Consider the following 24,286-nt stretch of genomic DNA (forward strand, 5'->3'; position numbering starts at 1 on the left):
CGGCTCGTCGTACGCGGGGAGCACCCGTCGGCGACACTGGACTCATGCGCGTCGAGACCACACCTCTGCGAGACGTCCTGCTCTTCCTGCCCACCCCGCATCGCGACGATCGGGGTTTCTTCACGAGGACCTTTGACACCGAGATCTTCGACGCGGCGATCGCCGAGCACACGACCCTGTCCACGAGAGCCGCTGATTTCCGTCAGGACTCCCAGTCCCGTTCCGCCGGCGGCGTTCTGCGTGGCCTGCACGGGCGAGGAGGCCGAGGCGAGGCCAAGTTGGTGCGGTGCGCCCGCGGCGCCGTCCAGGACGTCCTGGTGGACACCAGAACGGAGTCGCCCACCTTCGGTCAGTGGTTCGACGTCGTGCTCGACGACGTGGAGTGCGCGCACCTGTTCGTGCCCCCCGGCTTCCTGCACGGCTTCCTCACCCTGGGCGAGACCGCAGACGTGTGCTACCGGATCGACCGTCCGCACGAACCCTCCGAGGACGTGGGCGTCCGCTGGGACGACGCGGATCTGGCGATCCGCTGGCGCGGGACGCCGAGCATCGTGAGCGACCGGGACGCGGCAGCGCGGTCCTGGCGCGACCTCGTCGCCGGCGGGTGATCTCTCACGCACTGCCGACACCCACCCGCGTCCTGCGGAGGTTCTCGTCGATCGCGCCGGTCCGCTGGAGCTCGGTGACGCGGGCCAGACGCGTGAAGCGCTGCGCCAGTGCGTCCGCGGTGAGACCGTGGCGGGCGTATGCGGCGACCAGCTCTTCAGCGCCGGCTCGGACACTCCACTCGGGGACGAAGGCGGGCAACACCTCTCGCGCCGCGGAGAAGTCGACGCGGTAGGACCGCGGGTCGGCGCCGTATTCTCCGGTGACCACCACCTCGGCACCCGTCACGTCGGCGACCGTCTCGGCAATGTCGCGCACCGTCACGTTGTTCGCCTCGGTGCCGATGTTCAACGCCCGGTTCCGAATTCGGTCGACCGGCGCCTCGAGCGCGGCCGCGAAGGCGTACGCGATGTCCCGCGCGTGCACGAGGGGTCGCCACGGCGTGCCGTCGGACTTGACGACGATGCGTCCGGTGAGGAACGCCGACGCCGTGAGATCGTTGACCACGATGTCCGCCCGCAGCCGCGGTGAGTAGCCGAAGGCCGTCGCGTTGCGGAGGAACACCGGCGCAAAGCTGTCGTCCGCCATGGCCGCGACGTCGTCCTCGACGCGCACCTTGCTCACGGCGTAGGGGGTGAGGGGCCTCAGCACCGCGTCCTCCGTGACCGCGTCCTGACCGGCGGCGCCGTAGACCGAACAGGTGGACGCGTACAGGAACCGGCCCACCCCCGCATCCTTCGCGGCACGTGCGAGACGCACGGAGGCATGGTGATTGATGTCGTGCGTGATCTCCGGCGCCAGCGTGCCGAGCGGATCGTTCGACAGTGCGGCGAGGTGCACCACCGCGTCGACACCCGTGAGATCGGCGGCTACGACGTCGCGCAGATCCGTGGCCAGGGTGACCGGATCCGCGGGTGCGTCACCGAGAACGCAGTCCGCGAACAGGCCGCTGTCGAGCCCCACCACGGTGTGACCACGCTCCTGCAGGAGCGGAACCATGACGGTACCGAGGTATCCCTGGTGTCCGGTGACGAGTACACGCATGCTGTTCACGACCCTTTCGTCTGCGGTGCCGGACGGTCCGACCGCAGGTTCTCCGTGTGCAGGAGTATCTTCTCCACGACGAACGCCTCGGCATATCTGCTGCGGCACTGCACTCCTCGCACGCGCGCCAGCCCGAGAAAGGTCTCGGAGTCGTACCAGTCGTGGTGATGCTGCGAGGGGTAGTGCCGCGACAGCAGCTCCGCCTTGCGCACCGCCACGTCGTCGGCGAGCGGATAATAGAGACCGGGTGTCGGAAGATCGGACTCCCACTTGACGATCTCGTAGCCCAGCACCAGATGGTCGCGAAAGACGGTGGGAACCAGCTCCGCCAGCAGGCGGTGATCCTGGTGCGCGTCGCGCCGCTGCGGTGCGAGTACGACGTCGGGCTCGCACGTACGCCGGAACTGTTCGAGTCCGTTCTTCACCGCGCTCCAGTGATCAGGGGAGCGGCCGTCCGGCACGTCGAGCACGGTGAGCGACACCGGTCCGTCCGAACAGAAGTCCGACAGCGCCTTTCGCTCCTCGGCTTCCCGCTCGGTGCCGCCGCCCGTCAGCACCAGAGCGTGCACCTCGACATCTCCCCCACGGGTGAGGTCGAGGAGCGTTCCTCCGGCGCCGATGGCGATGTCGTCCGGATGCGCACCGAGCACCGCCACCGAGCGGATACGGCTGGGGGACAGGCCGATCACGCGACGACGCTCGACAGTGGCGGTCGATTCCGATCGCCCTCCCACACCGCCCACGGGCGAATGCCGCGCCCGTAGTCGTTGTCGAGTTCCGCACGCTCCTTGAAGGTGTCGGCCGGCTTCCAGAATCCCTCGTGCCGGTATCCGAACAGTTCCCCGCGGCCCGCCAGTGTCATACACGCATCGCCGACCAGATCGCCCCCCTCCGGAATGTGGTCGAAGACCTCCTGACTGAGCACGAAGTACCCGCCGTTCTCCCAGATGGGAAAGCGGCTCACCGGAACGATGTCCTTGATCTCGCCGGCCTCCGACACGTCCACGCAGTGGAAGCTCGACTGCGGCGGCACCACCAGCATGGACGCCACGGCGCCCGACTCGTGATAGCGCTCGATCATCGTGTCCAGCGGGGCGTCGGTCAACACGTCCGAGTAGTTGGCGAGGAAGTACGGATCGCCGTCAAGGTGGTCACGGACGCGCCGCAACCTCTCGCCGATGGGCGACTCGACGCCGGTGTCCACGAACGTGATCGACCAGTCGCTCATGTCCGTGCTCAGCAACTCGACCTTGCCGTCGCGCATGACGAAGTCGTTGGACTGCTCCTCGTGATAGTCCAGGAAGAACTGCTTGATCGCTGCCGCGCCGTAGCCGAGGCACAGCACGAAGTCCTTGTGGCCGTAGTGTGCGTAGTACTTCATGATGTGCCAGAGGAGCGGACGGGGCCCGACCATCTGCAAGGGCTTCGGGATGTCGTCGTTGCGGTCGTTGCGCATGCGCATTCCGTAACCGCCACAGAACAGTACGACCTTCATGCCAGAGCCTCCGATGTGTCGAGCCGCCCGATGTCGGCGGTGTGGAGAACGGGGAGTGGGAACACGACGCGCCCACCCCACTCGGCGACGTAGCTCAGCTGCTCGGTGAGCTCGCTCTCGAGATTCCACGGCAGGACCAGGACCACGTCCGGACGATCCGCCGCGATGCGATCGGGATGGTGCACCGGGATTCGCGTCCCCGGTGTGAACCGACCGTGCTTGTAGGGATTGCGATCGACGGTGTACTCCACCAGGTCCGTTCGGATGCCGCAGTAGTTGAGCAGGGTGTTGCCCTTGCCCGGCGCGCCGTATCCGACCACGCGTTCACCCCGCCGGCGACAGTCGAGGAGGAACTCGAGCAACGTCGCTCGGACCCCGCGCGCCGCCTTCTCGAGCCCGCGATAGCCGACCACGTGATGCAGCCCCGCGCGCTGCTCGGCCGCGAGCAGGTCGAGGGTGCGCTCGCTGGGCGGGCCGGCGTTCGCGGACGGTGTCGCCCAGATCCGAATGGAACCGCCGTGGGTGGACAGTTCCTCGACGTCCACGACGGTCAGGTCGCCCCGAGCGAGCGCCCTCGTCGCCGTCAGGACCGTCCAGTACTGGAAGTGCTCGTGGTAGACCGTGTCGAACTGTGCGTCGGCCACCAGGTGGAGGGCGTGGTGCACCTCGATGCTGACCATGCCGTGGTCCGACACCAGCGTGCGCAGCCCCTCGGTGAATCCCGCGACGTCCGGGATGTGGGCGTACACGTTGTTCGCGACGACGAGGTCCGCCGGCCCGTGCGCGGCACGCACCTGCGCCGCGGTCGTCGGATCGAGGAACGCTGTCTCCGTCGGAACACCGGACTCACGCGCTGCCGCACCGACGTTCACGCTCGGCTCGATACCGAGGCAGCGGATTCCGGCGTCCACGACGTGCTGCAGGAGATAGCCGTCGTTGCTCGCCACCTCGACCACGAACGACTCGTCGGACAGATCCAGGCGGCGCACGGACTCCTGCACGAACGTCCGGGCATGGTCGACCCAGCTGCTCGAGAACGACGAGAAGTACGCGTACTCGGTGAACGTCTCGGCCGGCGACACGAGAGCCGGAATCTGCAACAGCAGGCACTCTCGGCAGAGACGCAGGTGCAGGGGGAAGGTGGGCTCCGGATCGTCGAGCTGCGCTGCGGTGAGGAACGATTCGCACGGCGGTGTCGCGCCCAGGTCGAGGACACTCTCGAGGTCGGCGGATCCGCAGAGACGGCAGTGCATGAGCATTCCTCACTGGCAGGCCGCGCGTCCGTGTCGGGCCCCGCCGACGGGGTGGACCGAACGCGCTGCTTTGTACGATTTGCACGTATTCTGCCACAGAAAAAGGCCCAGTGCCGGTTTCCGGCTCCAAATCATTCGCTCGAACTACATCTCACCTCCGCTGCGTGTTGTGAGAACACACGGGCCACAGGGAACGATCCGGTCACTCCTCGGGTTCGGTGAGCCCCGCCCGCTCGTCGCGCTCGGCCCACTCGATCAGCGGGGCGATCGAGTACACGGCATCGTCGATTCCTGCGTGCAGATCACCGAGATCCGCGAATCGGGACGGCACGGTGTACATGGTGAGGTCTCGCGGCTCCACGTCGACGATCTCGTCCCACGTGATCGGCGTCGACACCGTCGCGTCCTGATTGCCGCGCACGGAGTACGCGCTCGCGATGGTGTGGTCGCGGGCGTTCTGGTTGTAGTCGACGAACAACTTCGTCGGGTCGCGGTCCTTGCGCCACCACGTCGTGGTCACGTCGTCCGGCGCGCGCCGCTCCACTTCCCGAGCGAACGCCAGTGCGGCCCTGCGGACATCGGCGAAGCCCTGCTCCGGCGCGATACGCACGTACACGTGCAACCCGTTGCCGCCCGACGTCTTCGGCCACCCGACGGCACCGAGTTCGTCGAGCACCTCGCGCGTCACCGCCGCCACCCGGCGCACCCGGTCGAAGGAGCAGTCCGGCATCGGATCCAGATCGATGCGCCACTCGTCCGGACTCTCCACGTCGGCGCGCCGGCTGTTCCACGGATGGAACTCCACCGTCGACATCTGCACGGCCCAGATCACGTGCGCCAGTTCGGTGACGCAGAGTTCGTCCGCGGTGCGGTTGTAGCGCGGGAAGGTGACCCGCACCGTCTCCATCCAGTCCGGAGCGCCTTTCGGCAACCGCTTCTGGTGCACCTTCTCCCCGGCGAGACCGTCGGGGAACCGGTGCATCATGCAGGGCCGCTCCCGCAGCGCGCGCACGATGCCGTCGCCGACAGACAGGTAGTACTCGACGAGATCACGCTTGGTGGCTCCGCTCGCCGGGAAGTACACGCGGTCGGGGTTGGACACCCGCACCGTGCGTCCGCTGACCTCGAGTTCGATCGCCGGTGACGTGGCTGCCATGACGCGATACTAGTGCGGCCCGAGGGGGTACACAGGAACACGTCGGAGTTCGTACGAGCGAAGGAGCACCCCTTGATCTTCATCACCGCCAAGTTCCGAGTGAAGGCAGAGCACGCGGACGACTGGCCCGAGATCTCGCGAGCCTTCACCGAGGCCTGCCAGGCGGAGGAGGGATGCCTCTGGTACTTCTGGTCGCGCACACTCGACGATCCCACCGAGTACGTCCTCGTCGAGGCCTTCCGCGACCCGGATGCCGGTGCGACACACGTGCAGTCGGACCACTTCAAGCAGGCGCAGAAGGATCTCCCGCCGTACCTGCAGGAGACTCCGAAGATCGTCAGCACCGAGGTGGAGGGCACCGACTGGTCGGAGCTCGGCGAACTCGCGGTCTAGTTCCGCGCGTCCACGATCTCGGCGAGCGTGCGGACGGCGTCGGCGAACACCCCCGGCAGTTCCTGCGGCGGGTTGTGGCCGGCGTCGACCGCACGCACGTCGACGAGATCCGTGAAGTGCGCGCCGTGATCGGGCGATCCGTACAGGGCGGCGACCGTGTCCTCCGTCGGATCGAGGACGACGGTCGGCACCGTGATCGACGGCTGCCCGGCGAGCGCGTCCTGCGTGGCCGCGTACCGCGGGTCCCCCGCCGCGAGTCCGTACCGGTGTCGATACGAGTGCACCGCGACGTCGACGAAGTCCGGGTTGTCGAACGATGCTGCGGTGGCGGCGAATTCGGAGTCTCCGAACCGCCACGTCGGCGACCAGTCGGTCCACAACGTCTGCGCGATCTCGGCGCGGTAGGCAGCGAGGCCGGCGCGGCCGCGCTCCGAGTGCAGGTAGTACTGGTACCAGTACCGCTTCTCGAGGTGCGGCGGTGCCGGCGTCGTCACGGCAGCCTCGATGTCCTGCACCAGGTAGCCGGACACGCTGACCAGACCCGACACCGACTCGGGCCACAGCGCCGCCACCGCGCACGCCGCGCGGCCACCCCAGTCGTAGCCGGCGACGATCGGACGGTCGAGTGCCATCGCCCCGATGAGGTCGTGCAGATCGTGCGCCAACGCGGCCTGCTCTCCCGACCGCATCGTGGAGTCCTCGACGAACCGCGTGGGCCCGAAGCCGCGCAGGTACGGCACCACCACGTCGGCACCCGTGTCGGCCAGCAGTCGGGCGACGTCGTCGTAGGACCGGGTGTCGTACGGAAACCCGTGCAGCAACACGACCGACGGGCCGCTCGGGTCTCCGTACCGCTCGACGCCCACGTCGAGCACTCCTGCGCGCACCAGCTCCATGCCCGCCATCATGCCGTGCGTCGGTTGCTCGCAGACAGCACCAGGGCCGTGCAGTGGTCGACGAAGTGCTGCCGTTCCACCACGATCTCGCCGTCGAGGTACGCCGTGAACAGGGCGGTCAGCGACCCGACGACACCGGTCGCAGTCAGCAGGCGGTCGACGTCGTTCGACTCGGCGGGCAGGTTGTCGCCGATGAGCGCGACGAAGATCGGCATGGTGCGCCGCCCCCAGGTGCTCAGCGCCGGATCGGCGAACGGCGCCGACAACAGCACTCGGCCGTGTTCGGGACGGTCGATCATGAGCTCGACGAACGCGGTGACGGCGCGGCGTGCGCGCTCCTCCGGGCGGCGGGCCTGACCCACCGCGCGGACCAGTGCATCGCGCCCCTCCTCGGCCACCGCGGTGTACACCGTGCGGACGAACGAGTCACGGTCGCCGAAGTTCTCGTAGAAGTAGCGCTCGGTCAACGACGCCCGCGAGCACACCGCCCGCACACTCACAGCGGGACCACCGACCGCTCCCAGCAGATCGATCCCGGCCGTGAGCAGTGCCGCGCGCCGCTGCTCGCGTCGCGCCTCGAGCGTGGTCACGTCGATGACACCTCACTGTTGACTGCCGTGCTCGCTCGACTCTACGGTGACAACATGCGTAGTCAAACGCTCGGCGCCGACTCCCTCACCTGGCGATGGTTCGGGGACTGGCGCGGGATCCTGCAGGGACCGTGGGCCGGCTCGATGCAGAACATACACCCGGGTCTCGGCGCGGCCGTCAGCGAGCACTCGACGTTCGAGGTCGAGCGCTGGGAGCGCGTCATGCGCTCGCTCTATCCCATCGGCGGCGTCGTGTTCGACGGTGACCGCGCACCCGAGACCGCGGAACGAATCAGGCGCTACCACAACGACATCAGCGGTCTCGATGCTCACGGGCGCCCCTACCACGCCCTCGATCCCGACATCTTCTACTGGGCGCACGCCACGTTCTTCGTGGGCACCATGCGCACCGCCGAGTACTTCATGGGCGGCATCACCGAGGCCGAGCGAGAGCAACTGTTCGACGAGCACCGACGGTGGTACGGCCTGTACGGCCTGAGCATGCGCCCCGTGCCCGAGACGTGGTCCGACTTCCAGGCGTACTGGGACCGGATGTGCCGCACCGTTCTGGAGGACACCCCGGCCGCGCGCCTGGTCCTCGACATGTCGTCCGTGCCGGTGCCACCGTTCCTGCCACTACCCGAGTGGCTGTGGGCCCGGATGCGCCCGGTCGTCGACCGCACCTTCCTGCGCATCACCGTCGGGCTCTACGACCCGGCGGTCCGAGACCTGCTGGGCTACACCTGGACCGATCGGGACGAGCGCTGGCTGCGGCGGCTGGGTTTCCTGGTGAACGTGGCGTTCCGGGCCGTGCCGGCGCGGCGGCGCAAGCATCCGCGTGCGCGCGCCGGACTGGACCGCGCCGCCGGCCGGATCCCCGCCACCGCCCCGCTGGTCGAGACCCCGGACCGCAACCTCCCGCCCCCGGGTCGTCGGCAGAACCCGCGGCACTACGTTCCCGGGCGCTGAGGCTGAGTCGTCGGAATCGCCCTCGATTGTGCAGAACCGCGACATCGATCAACATCGTGTGGCTCCACACGCAAGCTGGTGGATCTCGTTGTGCACGAACGAGCGCTTCGTCCACAGGCGCGGACCACCGCCAGACCTCGACAGCACGCGAGCAACTCACACTCGGCCGATGGGAGTCCACACCAGACGACAGCTGATCGCCGGGGGCATCAGCGGCGCGACCGTCGATCGCAGAGCAGCGCGCGGCGAACTGCACCGACTGCTGCCCGGCGTGTACTCCACCGAACCACCCACGTACGAGGACAGGTGTGCGGCGGTCCGACTGTGGAAACCGCACGCCGTCGCGAGTCACGACACCGCAGCCTGGATCTGGGGGCTGCTGCCCGCGGAACCCTCCATGGTCCACGTGACGGTGCCGCCGACGGGGTACGCGGGTGGCCCGAATTGGGTGCGTGTTCATCGCCGGGCTCTGACGAACGTCAGATGGTTGGGGGACACACCTGTCGTGTCCCTCGAACACGCGATCCTCGACGTCGCCGGCACGTTGATCCGGCCGCAGTTCGAGAAGGTGATCGACAGGGCGCTGTCACGGGCGGTGAGCTGGCGTTCCCTGGCTCAGCTGTGCGACGAGGCTGCCGGGAAGACAGGCATGCGGATGCTGCGCGAACAGTTGCGGCGAGCATGCCCGAACACGTTGTCCGAACCCGAGCGCATGGTGGCGCGAGCTCTCACCGCCCGCAACATGCACCTGGAGATCAATGGCAAGGTCGGCCCGTACTACGGGGATCTGGTGGACCGGCGCGGGCGCGTGGTGGTGGAGATCGATGGGCGTGAGTTCCACACGGCTGCAGACGTCTTCACCAGCGATCGTCGCCGACAGAACGCACTGGTGTTGGACGGCTGGCTGGTTCTGAGATACTCCGCTGTCACGGTGAAGGCGAGCGTGGCCGCAGTCGCGGACGAGATCATCGAGACGGTGCGCCGGCGACGATCGCTCGCGCGAGGGTGAGCACACACGATCACCGGTGATTCTGCGGATGCGCGGAATCATCGACGATCGTGTGGCTACAGCCGCATCGACGCCACCACCTCCCCGACAGCACTCTCGAACTGGTGCCCACCCCGCTGGTGCTCGACCACCCGAGCGCCCGGGAGCCGCGCGGAGGCCAGTGCGAGGTGCGCGAACGGCACCACGTCGTCGTCGCGGCAGTGGTGCAGCGTCAGGGAGACCTCCGGCGGGACGGTCGGCCACTCGTACTGGTGGACGTCCCAGCCCGCGGCACTCCAGTCGGGCATCGCGAGCAACGTGGCGGCGGGAACCCGGAGCGAGGCGAGCACGTGCAGCAGGACGGTGGCGCCGAAGGAGTGGGCGATCACGACGTCGGGACTCGCCTCGAGGCCGCGGCGTATCGGTCCTGCCCACGCCTCGGCGCTCATGTCGTCGCTCGGGATGCGGGGCATGTCGACCGTCGCGCCGAGCAGCGCGCCGAACTCCTCCGCCAGTGGCTCGTCGTCGTCCTCGCCGCCGGCGCCGTGGACGAACAGCAGTCTCGTCATACCGATACCGACTCGACGGGGCGCCGGAACTCACCGCGGAACGCACGAGAGCCGGCCACCCGTGAGGGTGACCGGCTCTCGTGCGATCAGGGAGCGGGACTCAGAAGTCCATGCCGCCCATGCCGCCGGTCGGATCGCCCGCGGGCGCTCCGGCCTTCTCCGGCTTGTCGGCGACGACGGCCTCGGTGGTGAGGAACAGAGCCGCGATCGACGCTGCGTTCTGCAGTGCCGAGCGGGTGACCTTGACCGGGTCGTTGATGCCGGCGGCGAGCAGGTCCTCGTACTCGTTGGTCGCGGCGTTGAGGCCGTGGCCGAGGGGGAGGTTGCGCACCTTCTCCGCGACGACGCCGGGCTCGAGGCCGGCGTTGAACGCGATCTGCTTCAGCGGTGCCTCGAGGGCGACGCGAACGATGTTCGCGCCGGTGGCCTCGTCGCCCGTGAGGTTGAGGTTCTCGAGTGCGGGAGCCGACTGCAGCAGCGCGACGCCACCACCGGCGACGATGCCCTCCTCGACAGCTGCCTTGGCGTTGCGCACGGCATCTTCGATGCGGTGCTTGCGCTCCTTGAGCTCGACCTCGGTGGCGGCACCGGCCTTGATGACTGCAACGCCACCGGCCAGCTTGGCCAGGCGCTCCTGCAGCTTCTCACGGTCGTAGTCCGAGTCGGAGTTCTCGATCTCGGAACGGATCTGCGAGACACGACCCGCGATGGCGTCGGCGTCGCCGGAGCCCTCGATGATGGTGGTCTCGTCCTTGGTCACGACGACCTTGCGAGCCTGGCCGAGCAGCTCGAGTCCGGCACCCTCGAGGGAGAGGCCGACCTCTTCGCTGATGACCTCGCCACCGGTGAGGATGGCGATGTCGGCGAGCTGCGCCTTGCGACGGTCACCGAAGCCCGGTGCCTTGACGGCGACGGACTTGAAGGTGCCACGGATCTTGTTCACGACGAGGGTGGAGAGCGCTTCGCCCTCGACGTCCTCGGCGATGATCAGGAGCGGCTTGCCGGACTGGATGACCTTCTCCAGCAGGGGCAGCAGGTCCTTGACGGTGGAGACCTTCGAGCTGACGAGCAGGATGTACGCGTCTTCGAGGACGGCTTCCTGACGCTCGGCGTCGGTGACGAAGTATCCCGAGATGTAGCCCTTGTCGAAGCGCATGCCCTCGGTGAGCTCGAGCTGCAGGCCGAAGGTGTTGGACTCCTCGACCGTGATGACGCCTTCCTTGCCGACCTTGTCCATGGCCTCGGCGATGAGCTCGCCGATGGACGCGTCGCCTGCGGAGATACCAGCGGTCGCAGCGATCTGCTCCTTGGTGTCGATCTCCTTGGCGGACTTCAGCAGGGACTCGGTGACAGCGGCGACGGCTGCCTCGATGCCGCGCTTGAGGCCGAGCGGGTTCGCGCCGGCTGCGACGTTGCGCAGGCCTTCGCGGACGAGTGCCTGAGCGAGAACGGTCGCGGTGGTGGTGCCGTCACCTGCGACGTCGTCGGTCTTCTTGGCGACCTCTTTGACCAGCTCTGCGCCGATCTTCTCGTACGGGTCCTCCAGCTCGATCTCCTTGGCGATGGACACACCATCGTTGGTGATCGTGGGGGCGCCCCACTTCTTCTCGAGTACGACGTTGCGACCCTTGGGGCCCAACGTCACCTTGACTGCGTCGGCGAGGCTGTTCAAGCCCCGTTCGAGGCCACGGCGTGCCTCTTCGTCGAACGCGATGATCTTGGCCATTGCGAAGTGATCCTCCGGATTGGGGGTGACACACGAAGCGACCGCGGGTGGGTCGCTCCCTTTCCACATCCGGCCGAGTCGGTGCCCGCGACGGACGACCAGGGGTGTCGATGATTCCCGATCTCACCTCTTCGACCTGGCACTCACAGTACGCGAGTGCCAACCAGATTTCTAGCAGTCGAGGTGGTCGAGTGCAAGGTCGTCGTCGAGTGGTCGCGATTCACACGGTGTTCACGTGCCGGAACGACGACCGACTCACGCGTGAGAAGAATGTGTGACGCGACCAGTTGTCGCGCGCCACAACAGAATCCACGCGAATCGGACATATACACCCGCCCACCCCTGCGGACGAAAGGACCACATCGTGTCCGATGCAGTCGACACCGGTTACGACAACTCGGCGATGGCACACGAGGAGGAGGGCTACGACAAGGGCCTGAAGCCTCGGCAACTGCAGATGATCGCCATCGGCGGCGCGATCGGCACCGGCCTGTTCCTCGGCGCGGGCGGCCGCCTCGAGTCCGCGGGCCCGGGCCTGTTCATCATCTACGCCGTCTGCGGCGTCTTCGTCTTCTTCATCCTCCGAGCGCTCGGCGAGCTGGTGCTCCACCGTCCGTCCTCCGGATCGTTCGTCTCCTACGCCCGCGAGTTCTACGGCGAGAAGGCCGCCTACGCGGCCGGGTGGATGTACTTCCTCAACTGGGCGATGACGGCGATCGTCGACGTCACGGCCGTCGCGACGTACATGCACTACTGGGGCGCCTTCAAGGGCATCCCGCAATGGACCATCGCCCTGATCGCACTGGCCATCGTGCTCGCCGTGAACCTGGTGTCGGTGAAGTGGTTCGGCGAGATGGAGTTCTGGGCGGCCATGATCAAGGTCGCGGCGCTGGTGACCTTCCTGGTCGTGGGCACCGTCTTCCTCGCCGGTCGTTTCGACGTCGACGGCCAGTCGACCGGCTTCGGCGTCATCTCGGGCAACGGCGGCCTCTTCCCCACCGGGGCGTGGCCGCTGGTCATCGTCACGTCAGGTGTCGTCTTCGCCTACGCGGCCGTCGAGCTGGTCGGGACCGCGGCCGGAGAGACCGAGAACCCGGCGAAGGTGATGCCGCGGGCCATCAACTCCGTCATCTTCCGCATCGCGGTGTTCTACGTGGGATCGCTGATCCTGCTGGCGCTGCTGTTGCCGTACACGACTTACCGGGCCGGGGAGAGCCCCTTCGTCACGTTCTTCTCCCGCATCGGCGTCGACGGCGCCGGCACGATCATGAACATCGTCGTGGTCACCGCGGCGCTGTCCAGCCTCAACGCCGGGCTGTACTCCACGGGCCGCATCCTGCGGTCGATGGCGATGAACGGCAGCGCGCCGTCGTTCACGGCGCGGATGAGCCGGAACGGTGTCCCCTACGGCGGCATCCTGCTCACCGGCGCCCTGACACTGCTCGGCGTGGCGCTCAACGCGTTCAAACCCGGCGAGGCGTTCGAGATCGTGCTCAACATGTCGGCCCTCGGCATCATCGCCTCGTGGGCGACCATCGTGCTCTGCCAGCTGCAGCTCTACCGGTGGAGCCGCAAGGGCATCCTCGAACGGCCGTCGTTCCGGCTCTTCGGGGCGCCGTACACGAGCTACGCGACGCTCGCGTTCCTCGCTGCGGTGCTGGTGCTCATGGCGCTCGACGCGCCGATCGGGACGTGGACCGTCGCCACGCTCGTCGTCATCGTGCCGATGCTCATCGGCGGCTGGTTCCTCGTCCGGGCCCGCGTCCTCAGCGTCGCCGAGGAGCGGATGGGCTACACGGGCAAGTACCCCGTCGTCGCGAACCGGCCGACGGATCCCGAGACGCCGAGCGACTAGCGACGTCGGTACCAGGGCCGGTCGGGCTCAGGTGGCGTGTGGTCCCTCAGGGCCCGCGCCACCGCCACGCTCAGGTCGTGGCACGACGCGAACCGGTCCGGCGGCTCCTTGGCCAGCGCGCGCTGCACGACGGCGTCGAGGCGGGTCGGCAGGTCGGCCCGACGCGAGCTGACGGACGGCGGGGTCCGCCTCAGCTGGGCGTCCATGACGGCGAACGGAGTGGCCAGCGGGAACGGCGGCCGTCCCGTGAGCAGTTCGACGAGGGTGGCACCGAGCGCGTAGATGTCGGTGCGGGCGGTGAGCGTGCCGCCCCGCAGCAGTTCGGGTGCCGCGTAGCCGATCGATGTCAGCACCGTCCCGTCGTCCGACACCAGCGGTGTCGGCGAGGTCGTCAGCCGCGCGATTCCCCAGTCGGACAGCAGAATCTGCTCCCGGGTGTCCGCATCGGCGACACTCGCGAGCAGGATGTTGGCCGGCTTGACGTCCCGGTGGACGATCCCGAGCCCGTGCGCGTGATCGAGGGCTCTCGCCACGCCGTCGACGATGCGGGCGGCTCGGTGGACGTCGAGTGGGATCTGTCCGCGCGCGACGAGGCGGGCGGCGCTGTACCCGTCGACGTGCGACATCGACATCCACGGCCGCCCGCGGAACTCGCCGTGATCGTGCGCCGCGACGATGTTCGGGTGCTGCAGCAGGGCCCCGATCCGCACCTCGGCCGCGAACGCGTCCCGCGGGGCGTCCGCACGCAGGATCTTCAGGGTCTCCGGCGGTGCCGATCCACGTCGGGCGAGATACAACTCGGCGGTGCCGCCGTGACCGAGCAGTCTCTCGACGCGGAACCCCGCGAACTCGGATCCCGGCCGCAGGACCACTACCGACCGATCTCCAGCACCGCCGGCAGGTCCGCGACGGAGTCGACGACGAACGCCGGTTGCATCGCGTACTGGTCGCGTGCGTGCCGGTCGAGGCGTTCCTGACGGAACTTGCCCGTGCGGACCAACATGCCGCGCATGCCGACGACCTGGGCGGCGAGCACGTCGTTGTCGAGATCGTCCCCGACCATCACCACCAGGTCCGGATCGACGCCCATGCGTTCCGCCGACGTCTGGAAACCGAGCGGCGCCGGCTTGCCGACGGCCGTCGCCGTGCGGCCGGACGCCGATTCCATGCCCGTCAGATACATGCCCGTGTCGATGCGCAGCCCCTCGGCCGTGGTCCACATGAGGCTGCGGTGCATCGCGACGACGGGCACGCCCTGACACATCCAGTCGTAGACCCGGCTGAGCGCTTCGTGAGTGAACTGCTCGCCGGCGCCGCCGAGCACCACCACGTCCGGATCGCTGTCGACCCACTCCACGCCGGGCAGATCGTCGGCGATCCGGCCGCTGTTGAGGAGGACGCACCGCGCACCGGGGTACCGCGTCCGCAGGTGGTCGGCGGTGAGAGTGGCCGCGGTGACGATCTCGTCGGCGTGCACCTCGATGCCCGCATCGGTGAGCGCGTCGGAGATCTGCTCCCGCGTCTTCGACGTGGTGTTGGTCAGGAACGCGCACGCCACGTCGTTGCTGCGCAGCGTGCTCACCGTCTCCGCGGCCCCGGGCACGGGACGCCAACTGGTCATGAGCACACCGTCGATGTCGAACAGCACCCCACCGATCGGACTCATGCGACGAGCCTAGTGCCGCTACGGGTTCGGGGCAGGATGGGCGGGTTCGACGTTCTCGGCCGCGCCCGCGGACCGGGCCAGGGCCACCGCCGAGACCACCACGAGAATCAGGGCGGCGACCAGCACCACCGTGACCTCACGATCGGCGTCGAGGTACTCGCCCAGCACGACGAATCCCAGCAGCGACGCGACCATCGGTTCCATCACGGTCGTCGCGGGCAGCGAGGCCTGCAACGCACCCACCTGGAAGGCCGACTGCTGCAGCGAGATCGCGACCACGGCCACGGCGACGAGCGCGTACGGCTCGACCGAGGTCAGCAGCGGCTGCGGTCCGCGTCCGGCGAGGTGGACGACGCTCTTCGTCAGCACGGCCGCGACGCCGAACAGCGCACCGCCGGCCAGTCCCAGCAGCAGGGCGCGCCGGGACCGGGAGCCGCTGCGCGCGCCGAGAACACAGGCGAGAACGAACGGGATTCCGACGCAGAGAACGACGACCCAGTGCCGCGTCTCGGCGCGTTCCACGCCGGGCCGCGGATCGCCCACGACGACGAGGACCGCGATGGCCGCCGTCAGCGCGGCAGCCCACAGCCAGTCCTTCGCCGACACGGTGCGGCCGGAGAACCGAGCACCCAGCGGCAGCGCGAACAGCAGGGACAACACGAGGAGCGGCTGCACCAGGAGAAGAGATCCGAGCCCCAACGCCGCCGCCTGCAGGCCGTAGCCGCCGATGCCGACGACCGTGCCGATCCACCACAGCGGCTCGCGGATCAGCGTGGTGATGGGTCCCAGCCGACCGACGGACTCGTCGGGAATCGACGCCGCCGACCGCTGGCGGACGACGGTACCGACAGCGATGCACACCGCCGCACCGACGGCGCAGAGCACCGCCAGGACGGTGGCGTTCACGACGGTTACAGACCGGCGATGCAGGACCGCCCGGTGGAGAGGTCGAGAGCGAAGGAGTTGAGACCGGCGCAGTTCACGCCCGTGACCGTGCTGGCCGTCGCGCCGCCGCCGTACCCGGCGATGGCGACGGAGGTGGCTCCGTTCGTGGCGAAGGACTGCGAGATGCCGCCACCGAGGGAGTACGAGTACGAGGTACCCGCTCCCAGAACGGCACTCAGCGCGGTGCCGAAGCCGGTGGCGTTCGACGTCGAGCGCCCGCCGTCGGCGACGCTGACCGCGGTACCGCTCTCGGACGCCGACGACGTGGCGACGCCGGCGCCGGTGGCCTTGGCTCCGCAGCTGGCCGTGTCGCTCACCTGGATGTCGTTGGCCGCGGGCGGGGACACGCAGGTGACCGGAGCCGCGGACGCCACCCCGGTACCGAGGATCGCCCCTGCGGCGATGGTGGCGCCGACCGCGACGGCTGCGCCGAATCGCGTTGCACGAGAGGAACTTCGATCCGAGCGCGTGGCGTTGGAGAAGAAGGACGAGGTGGGGATGAACGACACGGACGGCTCCTGAGGCTGTGCGAGAGAATGCATCGTGCAATGCACCGCAGACCTTACCGCCCGCTCGTCCCTACCGGCGGGTAACTCCATAACGATTCGATGTTGGGTTCAGCGGACGTGGCGCTGCCAGTCCCAGGGGACCCGAGACGACGGTCCGGGCACCGTCTGGTCCATCGGATGATGCTGTGGCGCAGCGAGTTCGGGCCCGTCGAAGCCCTCCTCGGTGACGTAGTTCCAGAACCACGTCTCCCCGGGTTCGAACGACTGCACGACGGGATGACCGCTGGTCGCGGCATGGGCACTCGCGTGCTGCGACGGTGAGGAGTCACAGCATCCGACGTGGCCGCACTGAGCGCACCGGCGCAGGTGCACCCACCACCCGTCGGTGGCGTCGCACTCCACGCAGCCCGCGCCGCTGGGCGGTACCGCGGTGTCGATTCCGTTCGTGCTCATCCGACTTCCTCCTCTGCGGTCGGCATCGGCGCCCCGGCCGGGCCGTCGATCGGTATCCGTACCTGGAACCGGGTGTCTCCCGGCTCCGACAGCAACCGTAGGTCGCCGCCGTGCTTCTTCACCACGATCCGCCACGAGATGTCGAGGCCCAGACCGGTGCCCTCGCCCACGGGCTTGGTGGTGAAGAACGGTTCGAAGATGCGGGACCGGATCGCCTCGGGAACGCCCGGGCCGGTGTCCCCGATCTCGATGAGGGCCGTGTCGTTCTCCCGCGTGGTACGCAGAGTGAGCGTTCCTCGGCCGTCCATGGCCTGTACGGCGTTGTCGATGAGGTTGGTCCACACCTGGTTGAGCTCCGCGGCGTACGCCGCGACGGGAGGCAGCGCCGGGTCGAAGTCCTTGACCACCGTGATGTCGTCGCCGATCTTGCGGCCGAGCATCACCAGGGTGCTCTTGAGGAGGACCCGCAGATCCACCTTCTGGAACGGCGCACGGTCCATCTGCGAGTACTGCTTCGCGGCGTTGACCAGCGTCGACACCCGTGTGGTGGAATCGGAGATCTCGTTCATGAGCAGTTCGGTCTCGATGGTGTAGTTCAGCCAGCGGATCGTGCTCTCGAGAAGCTCCGCCCCCGTGTCCGCGGCGACGCGCTCGAGCCAGTCGGCCTCGATGCCGGCCTGCACGAAGGTCGGGGCGAGATCCCACCCGTCGGAGATGCCGTGGTCCTCGAACCACTCCCCCAGCGCGTCCTCCCGGTCGGAGGCCTCCATGGGAGTGAGCTCCGGCGCCTTGCCCACCAGTTCGGCAGCCTCGTCCTGCAGGCGGATCAGACCCGTCAGGGAGTCGGTGTCGTAGACGCCCGACGCGATGACGCCGAGTTTGCGGCGCATGTGCGACACCCGGTCCCGCAGCGCCGCCGTCGCACGGACCGCCGCGGCGGCCGGGTTGTTCAGCTCGTGTGTCAGACCGGCCGACAGCGACCCCAGCGCCAGCAACCGCTCCCGCTGGTCGATGACCTGCTTGCTGCTCTGCTGACCGAAGAACAGTCCCTCGAGCATGTGGACCGCCATGGGGAACCACTCTCGAACCAGGTCTCCGAACCGCTCGGCGTCGAGCACGAAGAACCGGGACGGACGCGTCACGTCCATGCCCGACATGTACTTCTGCGGGGCGCGGTCCCCGAGGTACGCCTGCCACGCACCCGCGTAGACGCCCCGCGACGACGTGCGGTTCACCTCGATCTTCTCGCCACCCGACATCTTGGTCAGCACCAGTTCCCCGTCGAGGAGCACGTAGAAGCACGTGGCGTCGTCGCCCTCCGCGAACACGGGACCGGCCTCGATCATCTCCACGTGCCCGTTGGCACACAGTTGCTCGAGCTGCTGGTCGTCGAGCGACTCGAAGAGGAACAGCGTCTTCAGTTCCTCGGTGCTGCAGTCGAGTTCGGTCATGATGATCCAGCTTCCGGGACGCGTGCGGTGGTCAGGGTTGGGCGAGATAGCGGTGGACGAGCATGACGGCCATCGCACCCTCACCGACGGCCGACGCGACGCGCTTGGCGGAGTCCGCGCGCACGTCGCCCGCCGCGAAGATGCCGGGCACGCTGGTCTCGAGATGGTGCGGTGCGCGGTCGACCGACCAGCCCGGAGGGCGGGCCCCGTCGACCGTGAGGTCCTGACCCGAGACGACGAAGCCGTGGCGGTCGCGCACCACCACGCCGTCCAGCCACTCGGTCCGCGGCGCCGCCCCGATGAAGAGGAACAGGTAGCCCGTGTCGACGGTCTCCTCGTCGCCGGAGACCTTGTCGCGCAGGGTGATCTGTTCGAGGTGGCCGTCGCCGTGCGCGGCGGTCACCTCGGTGCAGGGGCGGACGGAGATGACGGGGTTCTTCTCGATCTGCTGCACGAGGTAGTACGACATGGAGGCTTCCAGCGACTCGGCGCGCACCACGATGGTCACCGACCGCGCCCACTTGGACAGGTACATCGCTGCCTGACCGGCGGAGTTCGCGCCGCCCACGATGTACACGTCCTGATCGGTACAGCCGACCGCCTCGGTGACCGCGGAGCCGTAGAAGACGCCGCGACCGGCGAACTCGTCGACCCCCGGCGCCGGATGCCGGCGGTAGGAGACACCCGTGGCGAGGATGATCGAGTGCGCGGCGATCGCACTGCCGTCGGTCAGACGCACCACGCGCGCCGGCCCGTCGACCTCGACACCCGCGACCTCGCGGGTGGTGACGAGTTCGGCGCCGAACTTCTCGGCCTGCCGACGTGCACGCTCGGCCAGCTGTGCGCCGGACACCCCGTCCGGGAAACCGAGGTAGTTCTCGATGCGCGAGCTCTGGCCCGCCTGCCCACCCGTCGCGGTGCGCTCGACGAGGACCGTCCGGAGACCCTCGGACGCGCCGTAGACGGCCGCGCCCAGGCCGGCGGGCCCGCCGCCCACGACGACGAGGTCGTAGAAGTCCTCCGTCGGCGTGGTGCCCAGACCGAAGTACTCGGCCAACTCGGTGTCGGTGGGGTCGAGCAGACACGACCCGTCCGCGCACACCACCACCGGCAGCGTGCGATCGTCGTGACCCGCCGCCGCCAACAGACGCGCTCCCTCGGGCTCGTCCGCGAGGAACCACCGGTACGGCAGCCTGTTGCGGGCGAGGAACTCGCGCATCTCCGACGATCGAGACGCCCACCGACCCGCGATGATCTTGGTCTCCAGGATGGGCCGGATGTCGGCGGCGTGCCACGCGTCGAGCAGCGTGTCCACCACCGGGTACAGCTTCTCCTCCGGCGGATCCCACGGCTTGAGCAGGTAGTAGTCGAGGTCGACGACATTGATCGCCTCGATGGCGGCGTCGGTGTCCGCGTACGCCGTGAGGAGCACGCGGCGCGCGAACGGGAAGATGTCCATGGCCTGCTCGAGGAACTCGAGACCGCTCATCGACGGCATGCGGTAGTCCGCGAGCAATACCGCGACCTGGTCACCGCGCAACGCGATCTCTCGCAACGCCTCCAGGGCGGACTCGCCGGACTCCGCCCGGATGATGCGGTACTTCTCGCCGTACTTGCGCCGCAGATCGCGGGCGACGGCGCGGGACACCCCGGGATCGTCGTCCACGGTGAGGATGGCCGGCTTGCTCGCGCCGGCCGAACTTCGGGGAGCTGGGTCGCTCACGAACCCGCCTTTCCACTCGTCACGACGGCGACAGTATGTCAGCGTCGTCGGCGGGGCACCTGACTTCGCTTGGCGGCCGGCCCCGGAGCAGCTGCCTTCTTCTTCTTCCTCGGCGGTGTCCCGCGTTCGGACTCGGTACGCGAGCTGTGCGCGGCCCGTCCGCGCACCACCCCCAGGAACTCCTGCGGCAGGTCGAGTGTTCCCTCCTCGGGTGCGGCGACCGATGTGGGCCAGGCCAGGAAGATCCGGGTGGGGTCCGCGTCGGTGACGGGCCGGTAGAGCAGGTCCTTGCGACTGTGCAGTCGGGCCAACGAGTGCGGCACGAGCACCGGGCCGACACCTGCGGCCACCATCTCGAGCGTCGTCGGCAGCGTCGCCTCGGATCGGTCGGAGCCGTCCTGCAGCGACTCGCCCTCGAGATCACCGAGCGTGACGGCGTCGTAGGCCGCGGCCGGATGGTCCTTGGGCACCACCACGACGGCGACCTCGGAGTACAGCGGGACGCAGTGCAGCCCCTCCCGCTCGGCGGGCTCCCGCACGAAGCACATGTCGACCACACCCGTCCGCAGCGCGTGGAGCTGGTCCGACTCCTCGACGACGACCGTCTGCAGGTCGGTGCCGGGGTGGCGATCCGCCCAGATCCGGGTCCATTTCGTGACTGTCACTCCCGGAACGAAACCGACCCGCAGCGTCGGCCGCGCCGGCGCTGCCGCAGCCTCCTCGGCGCGGCGGCGATCGTCCTCCGCCACGATGTCGCGGGCCCGGTCGAGCAGAGCCCGTCCGGCCTCGGTGAGTTCGGTGGGCCCGTCGCCCGGAACGAACAGGGGTTCGCCGACCTCGTCCTGGAGTTCCTTGACCGCGGCACTCAGTCGGAGCCGGGAGATGTTCAGCGCCTTCGCCGCGCGCCCGAACGCGAGCGTCTCGGCGACCTCGATGTACCAGCGCAGGACGGTCACATCGTTCACCGGGCCAGCGTAGTCCCCGCTGCGCTCGGCCGACTTCCCGCTGCGCTCGGCCGACTTCCCGCTGCGCTCGGCCGTGGTCGGCCGTGCGGGCGCTACGCTGGCGCGGTGAGCCAGGACCTGAACGCCCAGACGATGAAGCCTCTGACGGCTGCTGCCAAGCTCGGGATCTTCCTGCCGGCGGCGCCGGAGGAGTTCCGCTCCCAGCCCATCACGCGAGGCGACCTCGAGGCTCTGCGCCAGAACCCGCCGCAGTGGTTGAGCGATCTGTGGACGGCGGGGCCGTTCCCCCGCGACGTCGTGGCGCGCAAACTCGGCGTCACCAACACCGCACTGGCGCGCAACGACGTGTCCGACTCGATGACGCAGGCCGAGATCGACGCGCTGTCCGCCGAGGAACCGGACTGGCTGAAGGCCGAACGCGAGAACTACGCGGAGGTGCAGCGCGAGGCCGTCCGCGTGAAGGAGAAGGAAGAGGCGCGCCGGGCGCAGACCAACAGGCCCCCGAAGAACCGCTGACGGACGCGCGGCCCGGCGAGCCGGGTCAGCCGACGAAGCGCTGGGCGACCACGTCGACCTGCGGAGCCTGATGCGCCGAGCGGCGCCGCCCGACCTCGTCGATGCCGCCCATGAGCGCGGCGACCAGACCTGCGGGGTCGGTGTTCCACTGGCGCTCGATGGCCTCGATCTCACCCGGCAGGAACAGGCCGGTGAACCGCAGATCGGACACCCACTGCCCGATGTCGCCGCACGAGATGGTGGTCAGGACGTCCTGGTCCACGCCGATCTCGAACTCGTCGCAGAAGACCGCGCGGATCATCTCGGTGTGGCCGGTGTTGACCGCGTGTGAGCGGTGCGCCAGAAGGTCGTGCATGTGGTTCTCCCCGACACGAGGGGCGTCGACACGACGCCGAATCTGTGTGTAACGAAGCGGGATCGTGGAGCGATACACCATCTCGTCCGTGGGCCGAAGCGTACGCGCCGGACGAGGGTCCCGGGGCTCCTGTGACAACTTCGTGAGAAAACACAACTGGTGCTGGTCCCGTGCCGTGTGGCAGGTGCGGCGCATACTGACCGGCATGACCGCCGTCGCTGCTGTTCTGGCCGCTCTCGCCGCCGCGCTCCACGTGTACATCTTCGTTCTGGAGTCCTTGGTCTTCCGCACCAAGGGCCGTCACGTCTTCGGCGTGCGGGAGGACTCCCACGTCGACGTCGTCGAGCGGTGGGCCTTCAACCAGGGCTTCTACAACCTGTTCCTCGCGGTGGGTGCCGCGGTCGGCGCGGTGAACCTGGCGGCGGGGAATCACACCGTCGGCGCCGTCCTGGTCTTCGTGTCCGCGGGATCGATGGTCGGCGCCGGCAGTGTTCTGCTCGGCACCGACCGTCGGATGATGAAGGGCGCGCTCGTGCAGATCGTCCCGGCAGGACTGGCCGTCGTGGCCACCGCACTCGCGCTCTGAGCCGCGAGGGTCAGGCCGAGAGCAGTACCCGAACGCCGACGGCACCGTCGCCGACGACCGACGCGACCGCGCTGCGCACGTCCGTCAACTTCTGCGCTACGGTGCGCAGCGATGCGGACTCCTCGGCCCGCACCACCACGGTGATCACCGGGACACGGCGACCGTCGGACCGCTCGTGACGCAGACGCGCACGCGCGGACTTCACCCCGTCGACCTCGCGGGCGGTGTCGGCCGCCCTGTGAGCGACCGATCGCAGATCGACGGTCACGCGGCCGTCGGGACCGCCGGTGACCGGCAGCGACAGGGTGCGCCCCGTTGAGGACGGCAGCCTTCGTACCAGTGAGAACACCACGAGCAGCGCGATCAGCACTCCGGCGCCGAGGAGAGCCCACGGCCACCACTGCTGGTCCTGCGCGTCGGTCACCACCGACGCGTCGACCTCGGTGAGTTCGAACGGGAGTCGATCGCGCTGCCACAGTGCGGCGCCACCGCCGACGGCCACCAGCGCGAGTCCGATGATCAGGACACCGAGGCGGTCGAAGAACACCGTGGTCCGCTTCATTTCTCGCCTCCTGCGACAGTCGGGGTGGCCGTGGTCTCGGGTGCGGCCGCCACCGTGGGTTCCGGCTCGGTCACCTTCGCCAGGTCGGCCTTGTGCACCCACACGTCGTCCGCGATCCCGCTGGACCGGTACCGACGGGCGCGCCACTTGAGCGAGGCCAGGACGACCAGAACTCCGACGACCGCCACGGCGATGCCCGCGGGGAACATCCAGGACAGGGGTGTGAGTCCGTCGATCCAGTCGAGTGCGCTCGCCGTCCACTCTCGACCGCTGATGACGGAGAATCCGACCAGCGCGTCGCGGATCAGCACACCGGCCCCGGCGAGGAGCAGCAGCGACACCACGATCGCGATCGGGGTCGCGGCCGGAGCCGCGAGCGGCCGGGTGGTCGGCGCCGGAGTCGCGCCCGACGCCGGCGCGGCGGACGAGGACACGGAACCGAAGTCGCCGACGTGTACGTCGACGGAATCCGTGCGCAGGCCCGAGTCGGTCATGCCGCGCGCGATGTCGCGGCGGAGATCGTCGGCGACGGACGCCGCCGAGCGCGGCCACGCCACGGTCACGTCGACGGCGGCGCGTACGCGGTCGTCCTGCTTCGTCACCTTCACACGGGACGGTTTGCGGCCGAAGCTCCCGCCGGAGGTGACGACACCGTCGGTGCGACCGAGGGAGGCGTCGGCGATGGACTCGACCGCGCGATCGAGGACTGTGAGCGACCCACGCTGCGCGGGGTCGATCGTCCCGGGGTCGGGCCTGTCGGACAGGTCTTTCGAGACGGTGTCCGCTCCGTCCGCCGTGTCGCTCGGGGCGGTGTCAGCCACGGCCGCGACCTCGCAGGAGTGCCTCGGGGTCGAAGTTTCCGTCGCGGTACGCGCCGACGGCGAACCCGATCGCACCCAGGACGAGAGCGACGAGGAATCCGGTGAATCCGCCGGCTGCGGCAGCGACTGCCAGAAGGAGGCCGGCGAGAAGGCCGATGGTCGAGGAAGTCATGGTGCTCCGATCGTGGAGAGCG

Annotated in this window: 28 protein-coding genes; 7 read left to right on the forward strand and 21 right to left on the reverse strand. The window is 68.8% G+C overall.

Translation table 11 applies throughout. The annotated features are described in order from the left end of the window. Positions 1-44: 44 nt before the first annotated feature. Positions 45-608 (forward strand): dTDP-4-dehydrorhamnose 3,5-epimerase family protein, encoded by a 564-nt coding sequence (locus HQ314_RS08755; RefSeq protein ID WP_027506284.1) that lies wholly within the window; start codon positions 45-47, stop codon positions 606-608. Positions 609-612: 4 nt separating this feature from the next. Here the strand turns inward: HQ314_RS08755 and HQ314_RS08760 are convergent, their stop codons facing one another. The 5 genes from HQ314_RS08760 to ligD form a co-directional block, all read right to left on the reverse strand. Continuing rightward, on the reverse strand, positions 613-1,650 hold the full coding sequence (locus tag HQ314_RS08760; protein ID WP_027506283.1) for an NAD(P)-dependent oxidoreductase: 1,038 nt from the start codon (positions 1,648-1,650) through the stop codon (positions 613-615). Positions 1,651-1,655: 5 nt separating this feature from the next. Continuing rightward, positions 1,656-2,339, reverse strand: coding sequence for a PIG-L deacetylase family protein (locus HQ314_RS08765; protein ID WP_222649831.1), 684 nt, complete (start codon positions 2,337-2,339; stop codon positions 1,656-1,658). Further along, the gene (locus HQ314_RS08770) at positions 2,336-3,145 is read right to left on the reverse strand and encodes a glucose-1-phosphate cytidylyltransferase (protein WP_027506282.1); all 810 of its coding nucleotides are present in this window, start codon (positions 3,143-3,145) and stop codon (positions 2,336-2,338) included. The genes HQ314_RS08765 and HQ314_RS08770 overlap by 4 nt, the downstream gene beginning before the upstream one ends. After that, on the reverse strand, positions 3,142-4,398 hold the full coding sequence (locus HQ314_RS08775) for a class I SAM-dependent methyltransferase (protein WP_056442274.1): 1,257 nt from the start codon (positions 4,396-4,398) through the stop codon (positions 3,142-3,144). The genes HQ314_RS08770 and HQ314_RS08775 overlap by 4 nt, the downstream gene beginning before the upstream one ends. A gap of 202 nt (positions 4,399-4,600) precedes the next feature. After that, on the reverse strand, positions 4,601-5,554 hold the full coding sequence (gene ligD, locus HQ314_RS08780; protein ID WP_056441480.1) for a non-homologous end-joining DNA ligase: 954 nt from the start codon (positions 5,552-5,554) through the stop codon (positions 4,601-4,603). A gap of 72 nt (positions 5,555-5,626) precedes the next feature. On the opposite strand from ligD, the gene HQ314_RS08785 reads away from it, so the two are divergent. After that, positions 5,627-5,947, forward strand: a complete 321-nt coding sequence (locus HQ314_RS08785; RefSeq protein WP_027506279.1) for a putative quinol monooxygenase — start codon at positions 5,627-5,629, stop codon at positions 5,945-5,947. On the opposite strand, the gene HQ314_RS08790 is transcribed toward HQ314_RS08785, so the two are convergent. Further along, complete coding sequence (locus HQ314_RS08790) at positions 5,944-6,843, reverse strand: alpha/beta fold hydrolase (RefSeq protein WP_200933793.1); 900 nt, start codon at positions 6,841-6,843, stop codon at positions 5,944-5,946. The genes HQ314_RS08785 and HQ314_RS08790 overlap by 4 nt on opposite strands. Before the next feature lie 8 nt (positions 6,844-6,851). Then, positions 6,852-7,433, reverse strand: a complete 582-nt coding sequence (locus HQ314_RS08795; RefSeq protein WP_222638034.1) for a TetR/AcrR family transcriptional regulator — start codon at positions 7,431-7,433, stop codon at positions 6,852-6,854. Between the two features lie 54 nt (positions 7,434-7,487). Between HQ314_RS08795 and HQ314_RS08800 the strand changes: the two genes are divergently transcribed. Both HQ314_RS08800 and HQ314_RS08805 read left to right on the forward strand, forming a co-directional pair. Beyond that, positions 7,488-8,402, forward strand: a complete 915-nt coding sequence (locus HQ314_RS08800) for an oxygenase MpaB family protein (protein WP_222649832.1) — start codon at positions 7,488-7,490, stop codon at positions 8,400-8,402. Between the two features lie 169 nt (positions 8,403-8,571). Next, complete coding sequence (locus HQ314_RS08805) at positions 8,572-9,411, forward strand: DUF559 domain-containing protein (protein ID WP_222649833.1); 840 nt, start codon at positions 8,572-8,574, stop codon at positions 9,409-9,411. Positions 9,412-9,467: 56 nt separating this feature from the next. On the opposite strand, the gene HQ314_RS08810 is transcribed toward HQ314_RS08805, so the two are convergent. Continuing rightward, positions 9,468-9,959: an alpha/beta hydrolase gene (locus HQ314_RS08810; protein WP_222649834.1), complete on the reverse strand. Its 492-nt coding sequence runs from the start codon at positions 9,957-9,959 to the stop codon at positions 9,468-9,470. A 100-nt stretch (positions 9,960-10,059) separates the two neighbouring features. Further along, the gene (gene groL, locus HQ314_RS08815; RefSeq protein WP_027506274.1) at positions 10,060-11,685 is read right to left on the reverse strand and encodes a chaperonin GroEL; all 1,626 of its coding nucleotides are present in this window, start codon (positions 11,683-11,685) and stop codon (positions 10,060-10,062) included. A gap of 403 nt (positions 11,686-12,088) precedes the next feature. On the opposite strand from groL, the gene HQ314_RS08820 reads away from it, so the two are divergent. Next, entirely contained in the window at positions 12,089-13,540 is a 1,452-nt protein-coding gene (locus HQ314_RS08820) for an amino acid permease (protein WP_197027817.1), read from the forward strand. Here the strand turns inward: HQ314_RS08820 and HQ314_RS08825 are convergent. The 8 genes from HQ314_RS08825 to HQ314_RS08860 all read right to left on the reverse strand — a co-directional run bounded on the left by HQ314_RS08825 (position 13,537) and on the right by HQ314_RS08860 (position 21,252). Then, positions 13,537-14,412, reverse strand: a complete 876-nt coding sequence (locus tag HQ314_RS08825) for a serine/threonine-protein kinase (protein WP_222649835.1) — start codon at positions 14,410-14,412, stop codon at positions 13,537-13,539. The genes HQ314_RS08820 and HQ314_RS08825 overlap by 4 nt on opposite strands. Beyond that, positions 14,412-15,206, reverse strand: coding sequence for an HAD-IIA family hydrolase (locus HQ314_RS08830; protein WP_027506272.1), 795 nt, complete (start codon positions 15,204-15,206; stop codon positions 14,412-14,414). The genes HQ314_RS08825 and HQ314_RS08830 overlap by 1 nt, the downstream gene beginning before the upstream one ends. 18 nt (positions 15,207-15,224) lie before the next feature. Next, positions 15,225-16,112: a DMT family transporter gene (locus HQ314_RS08835; protein WP_222649836.1), complete on the reverse strand. Its 888-nt coding sequence runs from the start codon at positions 16,110-16,112 to the stop codon at positions 15,225-15,227. 5 nt (positions 16,113-16,117) lie between these two features. Further along, positions 16,118-16,693 carry a DUF6764 family protein gene (locus HQ314_RS08840; protein ID WP_037186116.1) on the reverse strand — a complete coding sequence of 192 codons (576 nt, stop codon included), beginning with the start codon at positions 16,691-16,693 and terminating at the stop codon, positions 16,118-16,120. A gap of 75 nt (positions 16,694-16,768) precedes the next feature. Then, the gene (locus HQ314_RS08845; RefSeq protein ID WP_222630102.1) at positions 16,769-17,113 is read right to left on the reverse strand and encodes a UBP-type zinc finger domain-containing protein; all 345 of its coding nucleotides are present in this window, start codon (positions 17,111-17,113) and stop codon (positions 16,769-16,771) included. After that, on the reverse strand, positions 17,110-18,564 hold the full coding sequence (locus tag HQ314_RS08850) for an ATP-binding protein (RefSeq protein ID WP_222649837.1): 1,455 nt from the start codon (positions 18,562-18,564) through the stop codon (positions 17,110-17,112). The genes HQ314_RS08845 and HQ314_RS08850 overlap by 4 nt, the downstream gene beginning before the upstream one ends. Before the next feature lie 31 nt (positions 18,565-18,595). Then, a complete protein-coding gene (locus tag HQ314_RS08855; protein ID WP_027506267.1) occupies positions 18,596-20,287 on the reverse strand; it encodes an FAD-dependent oxidoreductase in 1,692 nt (563 codons plus the stop codon). 38 nt (positions 20,288-20,325) lie between these two features. After that, positions 20,326-21,252 (reverse strand): LysR family transcriptional regulator, encoded by a 927-nt coding sequence (locus HQ314_RS08860; RefSeq protein ID WP_056441449.1) that lies wholly within the window; start codon positions 21,250-21,252, stop codon positions 20,326-20,328. A 105-nt stretch (positions 21,253-21,357) separates the two neighbouring features. Here HQ314_RS08860 and HQ314_RS08865 point away from each other — a divergent pair, with 105 nt between their 5' ends. Next, positions 21,358-21,768, forward strand: coding sequence for a DUF5997 family protein (locus HQ314_RS08865; protein WP_056441446.1), 411 nt, complete (start codon positions 21,358-21,360; stop codon positions 21,766-21,768). A gap of 25 nt (positions 21,769-21,793) precedes the next feature. Here the strand turns inward: HQ314_RS08865 and HQ314_RS08870 are convergent, their stop codons facing one another. Next, positions 21,794-22,123, reverse strand: coding sequence for a hypothetical protein (locus tag HQ314_RS08870; protein WP_155957051.1), 330 nt, complete (start codon positions 22,121-22,123; stop codon positions 21,794-21,796). 205 nt (positions 22,124-22,328) lie between these two features. Here HQ314_RS08870 and HQ314_RS08875 point away from each other — a divergent pair, with 205 nt between their 5' ends. After that, a complete protein-coding gene (locus HQ314_RS08875; protein WP_027506264.1) occupies positions 22,329-22,709 on the forward strand; it encodes a DUF1304 domain-containing protein in 381 nt (126 codons plus the stop codon). A gap of 10 nt (positions 22,710-22,719) precedes the next feature. Here the strand turns inward: HQ314_RS08875 and HQ314_RS08880 are convergent, their stop codons facing one another. From HQ314_RS08880 to HQ314_RS08890, 3 genes are read right to left on the reverse strand one after another with little or no spacing between them, the layout of a single operon-like run. After that, positions 22,720-23,271 carry a hypothetical protein gene (locus HQ314_RS08880; RefSeq protein WP_222649838.1) on the reverse strand — a complete coding sequence of 184 codons (552 nt, stop codon included), beginning with the start codon at positions 23,269-23,271 and terminating at the stop codon, positions 22,720-22,722. After that, entirely contained in the window at positions 23,268-24,092 is an 825-nt protein-coding gene (locus tag HQ314_RS08885; protein ID WP_222632056.1) for an Asp23/Gls24 family envelope stress response protein, read from the reverse strand. Before HQ314_RS08885 ends, HQ314_RS08880 begins: the two co-directional genes overlap by 4 nt. After that, a complete protein-coding gene (locus HQ314_RS08890; RefSeq protein WP_027506261.1) occupies positions 24,085-24,264 on the reverse strand; it encodes a DUF2273 domain-containing protein in 180 nt (59 codons plus the stop codon). Before HQ314_RS08890 ends, HQ314_RS08885 begins: the two co-directional genes overlap by 8 nt. Between the last annotated feature and the right edge of the window lie 22 nt (positions 24,265-24,286).

Source organism: Rhodococcus sp. BP-332, from assembly GCF_019836065.1.
Classification (GTDB): Bacteria; Actinomycetota; Actinomycetes; order Mycobacteriales; family Mycobacteriaceae; genus Rhodococcoides.

What these genes read in the sequence shown, in the direction of transcription:
- HQ314_RS08845 (WP_222630102.1), bottom strand. Translation starts at nt 17,113, where the DNA reads ATGAGCACGAACGGAATCGACACCGCGGTACCGCCCAGCGGCGCGGGC.
- HQ314_RS08790 (WP_200933793.1), bottom strand. Translation starts at nt 6,843, where the DNA reads ATGGAGCTGGTGCGCGCAGGAGTGCTCGACGTGGGCGTCGAGCGGTAC.
- HQ314_RS08850 (WP_222649837.1), bottom strand. Translation starts at nt 18,564, where the DNA reads ATGACCGAACTCGACTGCAGCACCGAGGAACTGAAGACGCTGTTCCTC.
- HQ314_RS08890 (WP_027506261.1), bottom strand. Translation starts at nt 24,264, where the DNA reads ATGACTTCCTCGACCATCGGCCTTCTCGCCGGCCTCCTTCTGGCAGTC.
- HQ314_RS08755 (WP_027506284.1), top strand. Translation starts at nt 45, where the DNA reads ATGCGCGTCGAGACCACACCTCTGCGAGACGTCCTGCTCTTCCTGCCC.
- HQ314_RS08805 (WP_222649833.1), top strand. Translation starts at nt 8,572, where the DNA reads ATGGGAGTCCACACCAGACGACAGCTGATCGCCGGGGGCATCAGCGGC.
- HQ314_RS08760 (WP_027506283.1), bottom strand. Translation starts at nt 1,650, where the DNA reads ATGCGTGTACTCGTCACCGGACACCAGGGATACCTCGGTACCGTCATG.
- HQ314_RS08840 (WP_037186116.1), bottom strand. Translation starts at nt 16,693, where the DNA reads ATGCATTCTCTCGCACAGCCTCAGGAGCCGTCCGTGTCGTTCATCCCC.
- HQ314_RS08775 (WP_056442274.1), bottom strand. Translation starts at nt 4,398, where the DNA reads ATGCACTGCCGTCTCTGCGGATCCGCCGACCTCGAGAGTGTCCTCGAC.
- HQ314_RS08770 (WP_027506282.1), bottom strand. Translation starts at nt 3,145, where the DNA reads ATGAAGGTCGTACTGTTCTGTGGCGGTTACGGAATGCGCATGCGCAAC.
- groL (WP_027506274.1), bottom strand. Translation starts at nt 11,685, where the DNA reads ATGGCCAAGATCATCGCGTTCGACGAAGAGGCACGCCGTGGCCTCGAA.
- HQ314_RS08875 (WP_027506264.1), top strand. Translation starts at nt 22,329, where the DNA reads ATGACCGCCGTCGCTGCTGTTCTGGCCGCTCTCGCCGCCGCGCTCCAC.
- HQ314_RS08810 (WP_222649834.1), bottom strand. Translation starts at nt 9,959, where the DNA reads ATGACGAGACTGCTGTTCGTCCACGGCGCCGGCGGCGAGGACGACGAC.
- HQ314_RS08800 (WP_222649832.1), top strand. Translation starts at nt 7,488, where the DNA reads ATGCGTAGTCAAACGCTCGGCGCCGACTCCCTCACCTGGCGATGGTTC.
- HQ314_RS08870 (WP_155957051.1), bottom strand. Translation starts at nt 22,123, where the DNA reads ATGCACGACCTTCTGGCGCACCGCTCACACGCGGTCAACACCGGCCAC.
- HQ314_RS08830 (WP_027506272.1), bottom strand. Translation starts at nt 15,206, where the DNA reads ATGAGTCCGATCGGTGGGGTGCTGTTCGACATCGACGGTGTGCTCATG.
- HQ314_RS08820 (WP_197027817.1), top strand. Translation starts at nt 12,089, where the DNA reads ATGGCACACGAGGAGGAGGGCTACGACAAGGGCCTGAAGCCTCGGCAA.
- HQ314_RS08880 (WP_222649838.1), bottom strand. Translation starts at nt 23,271, where the DNA reads ATGAAGCGGACCACGGTGTTCTTCGACCGCCTCGGTGTCCTGATCATC.
- ligD (WP_056441480.1), bottom strand. Translation starts at nt 5,554, where the DNA reads ATGGCAGCCACGTCACCGGCGATCGAACTCGAGGTCAGCGGACGCACG.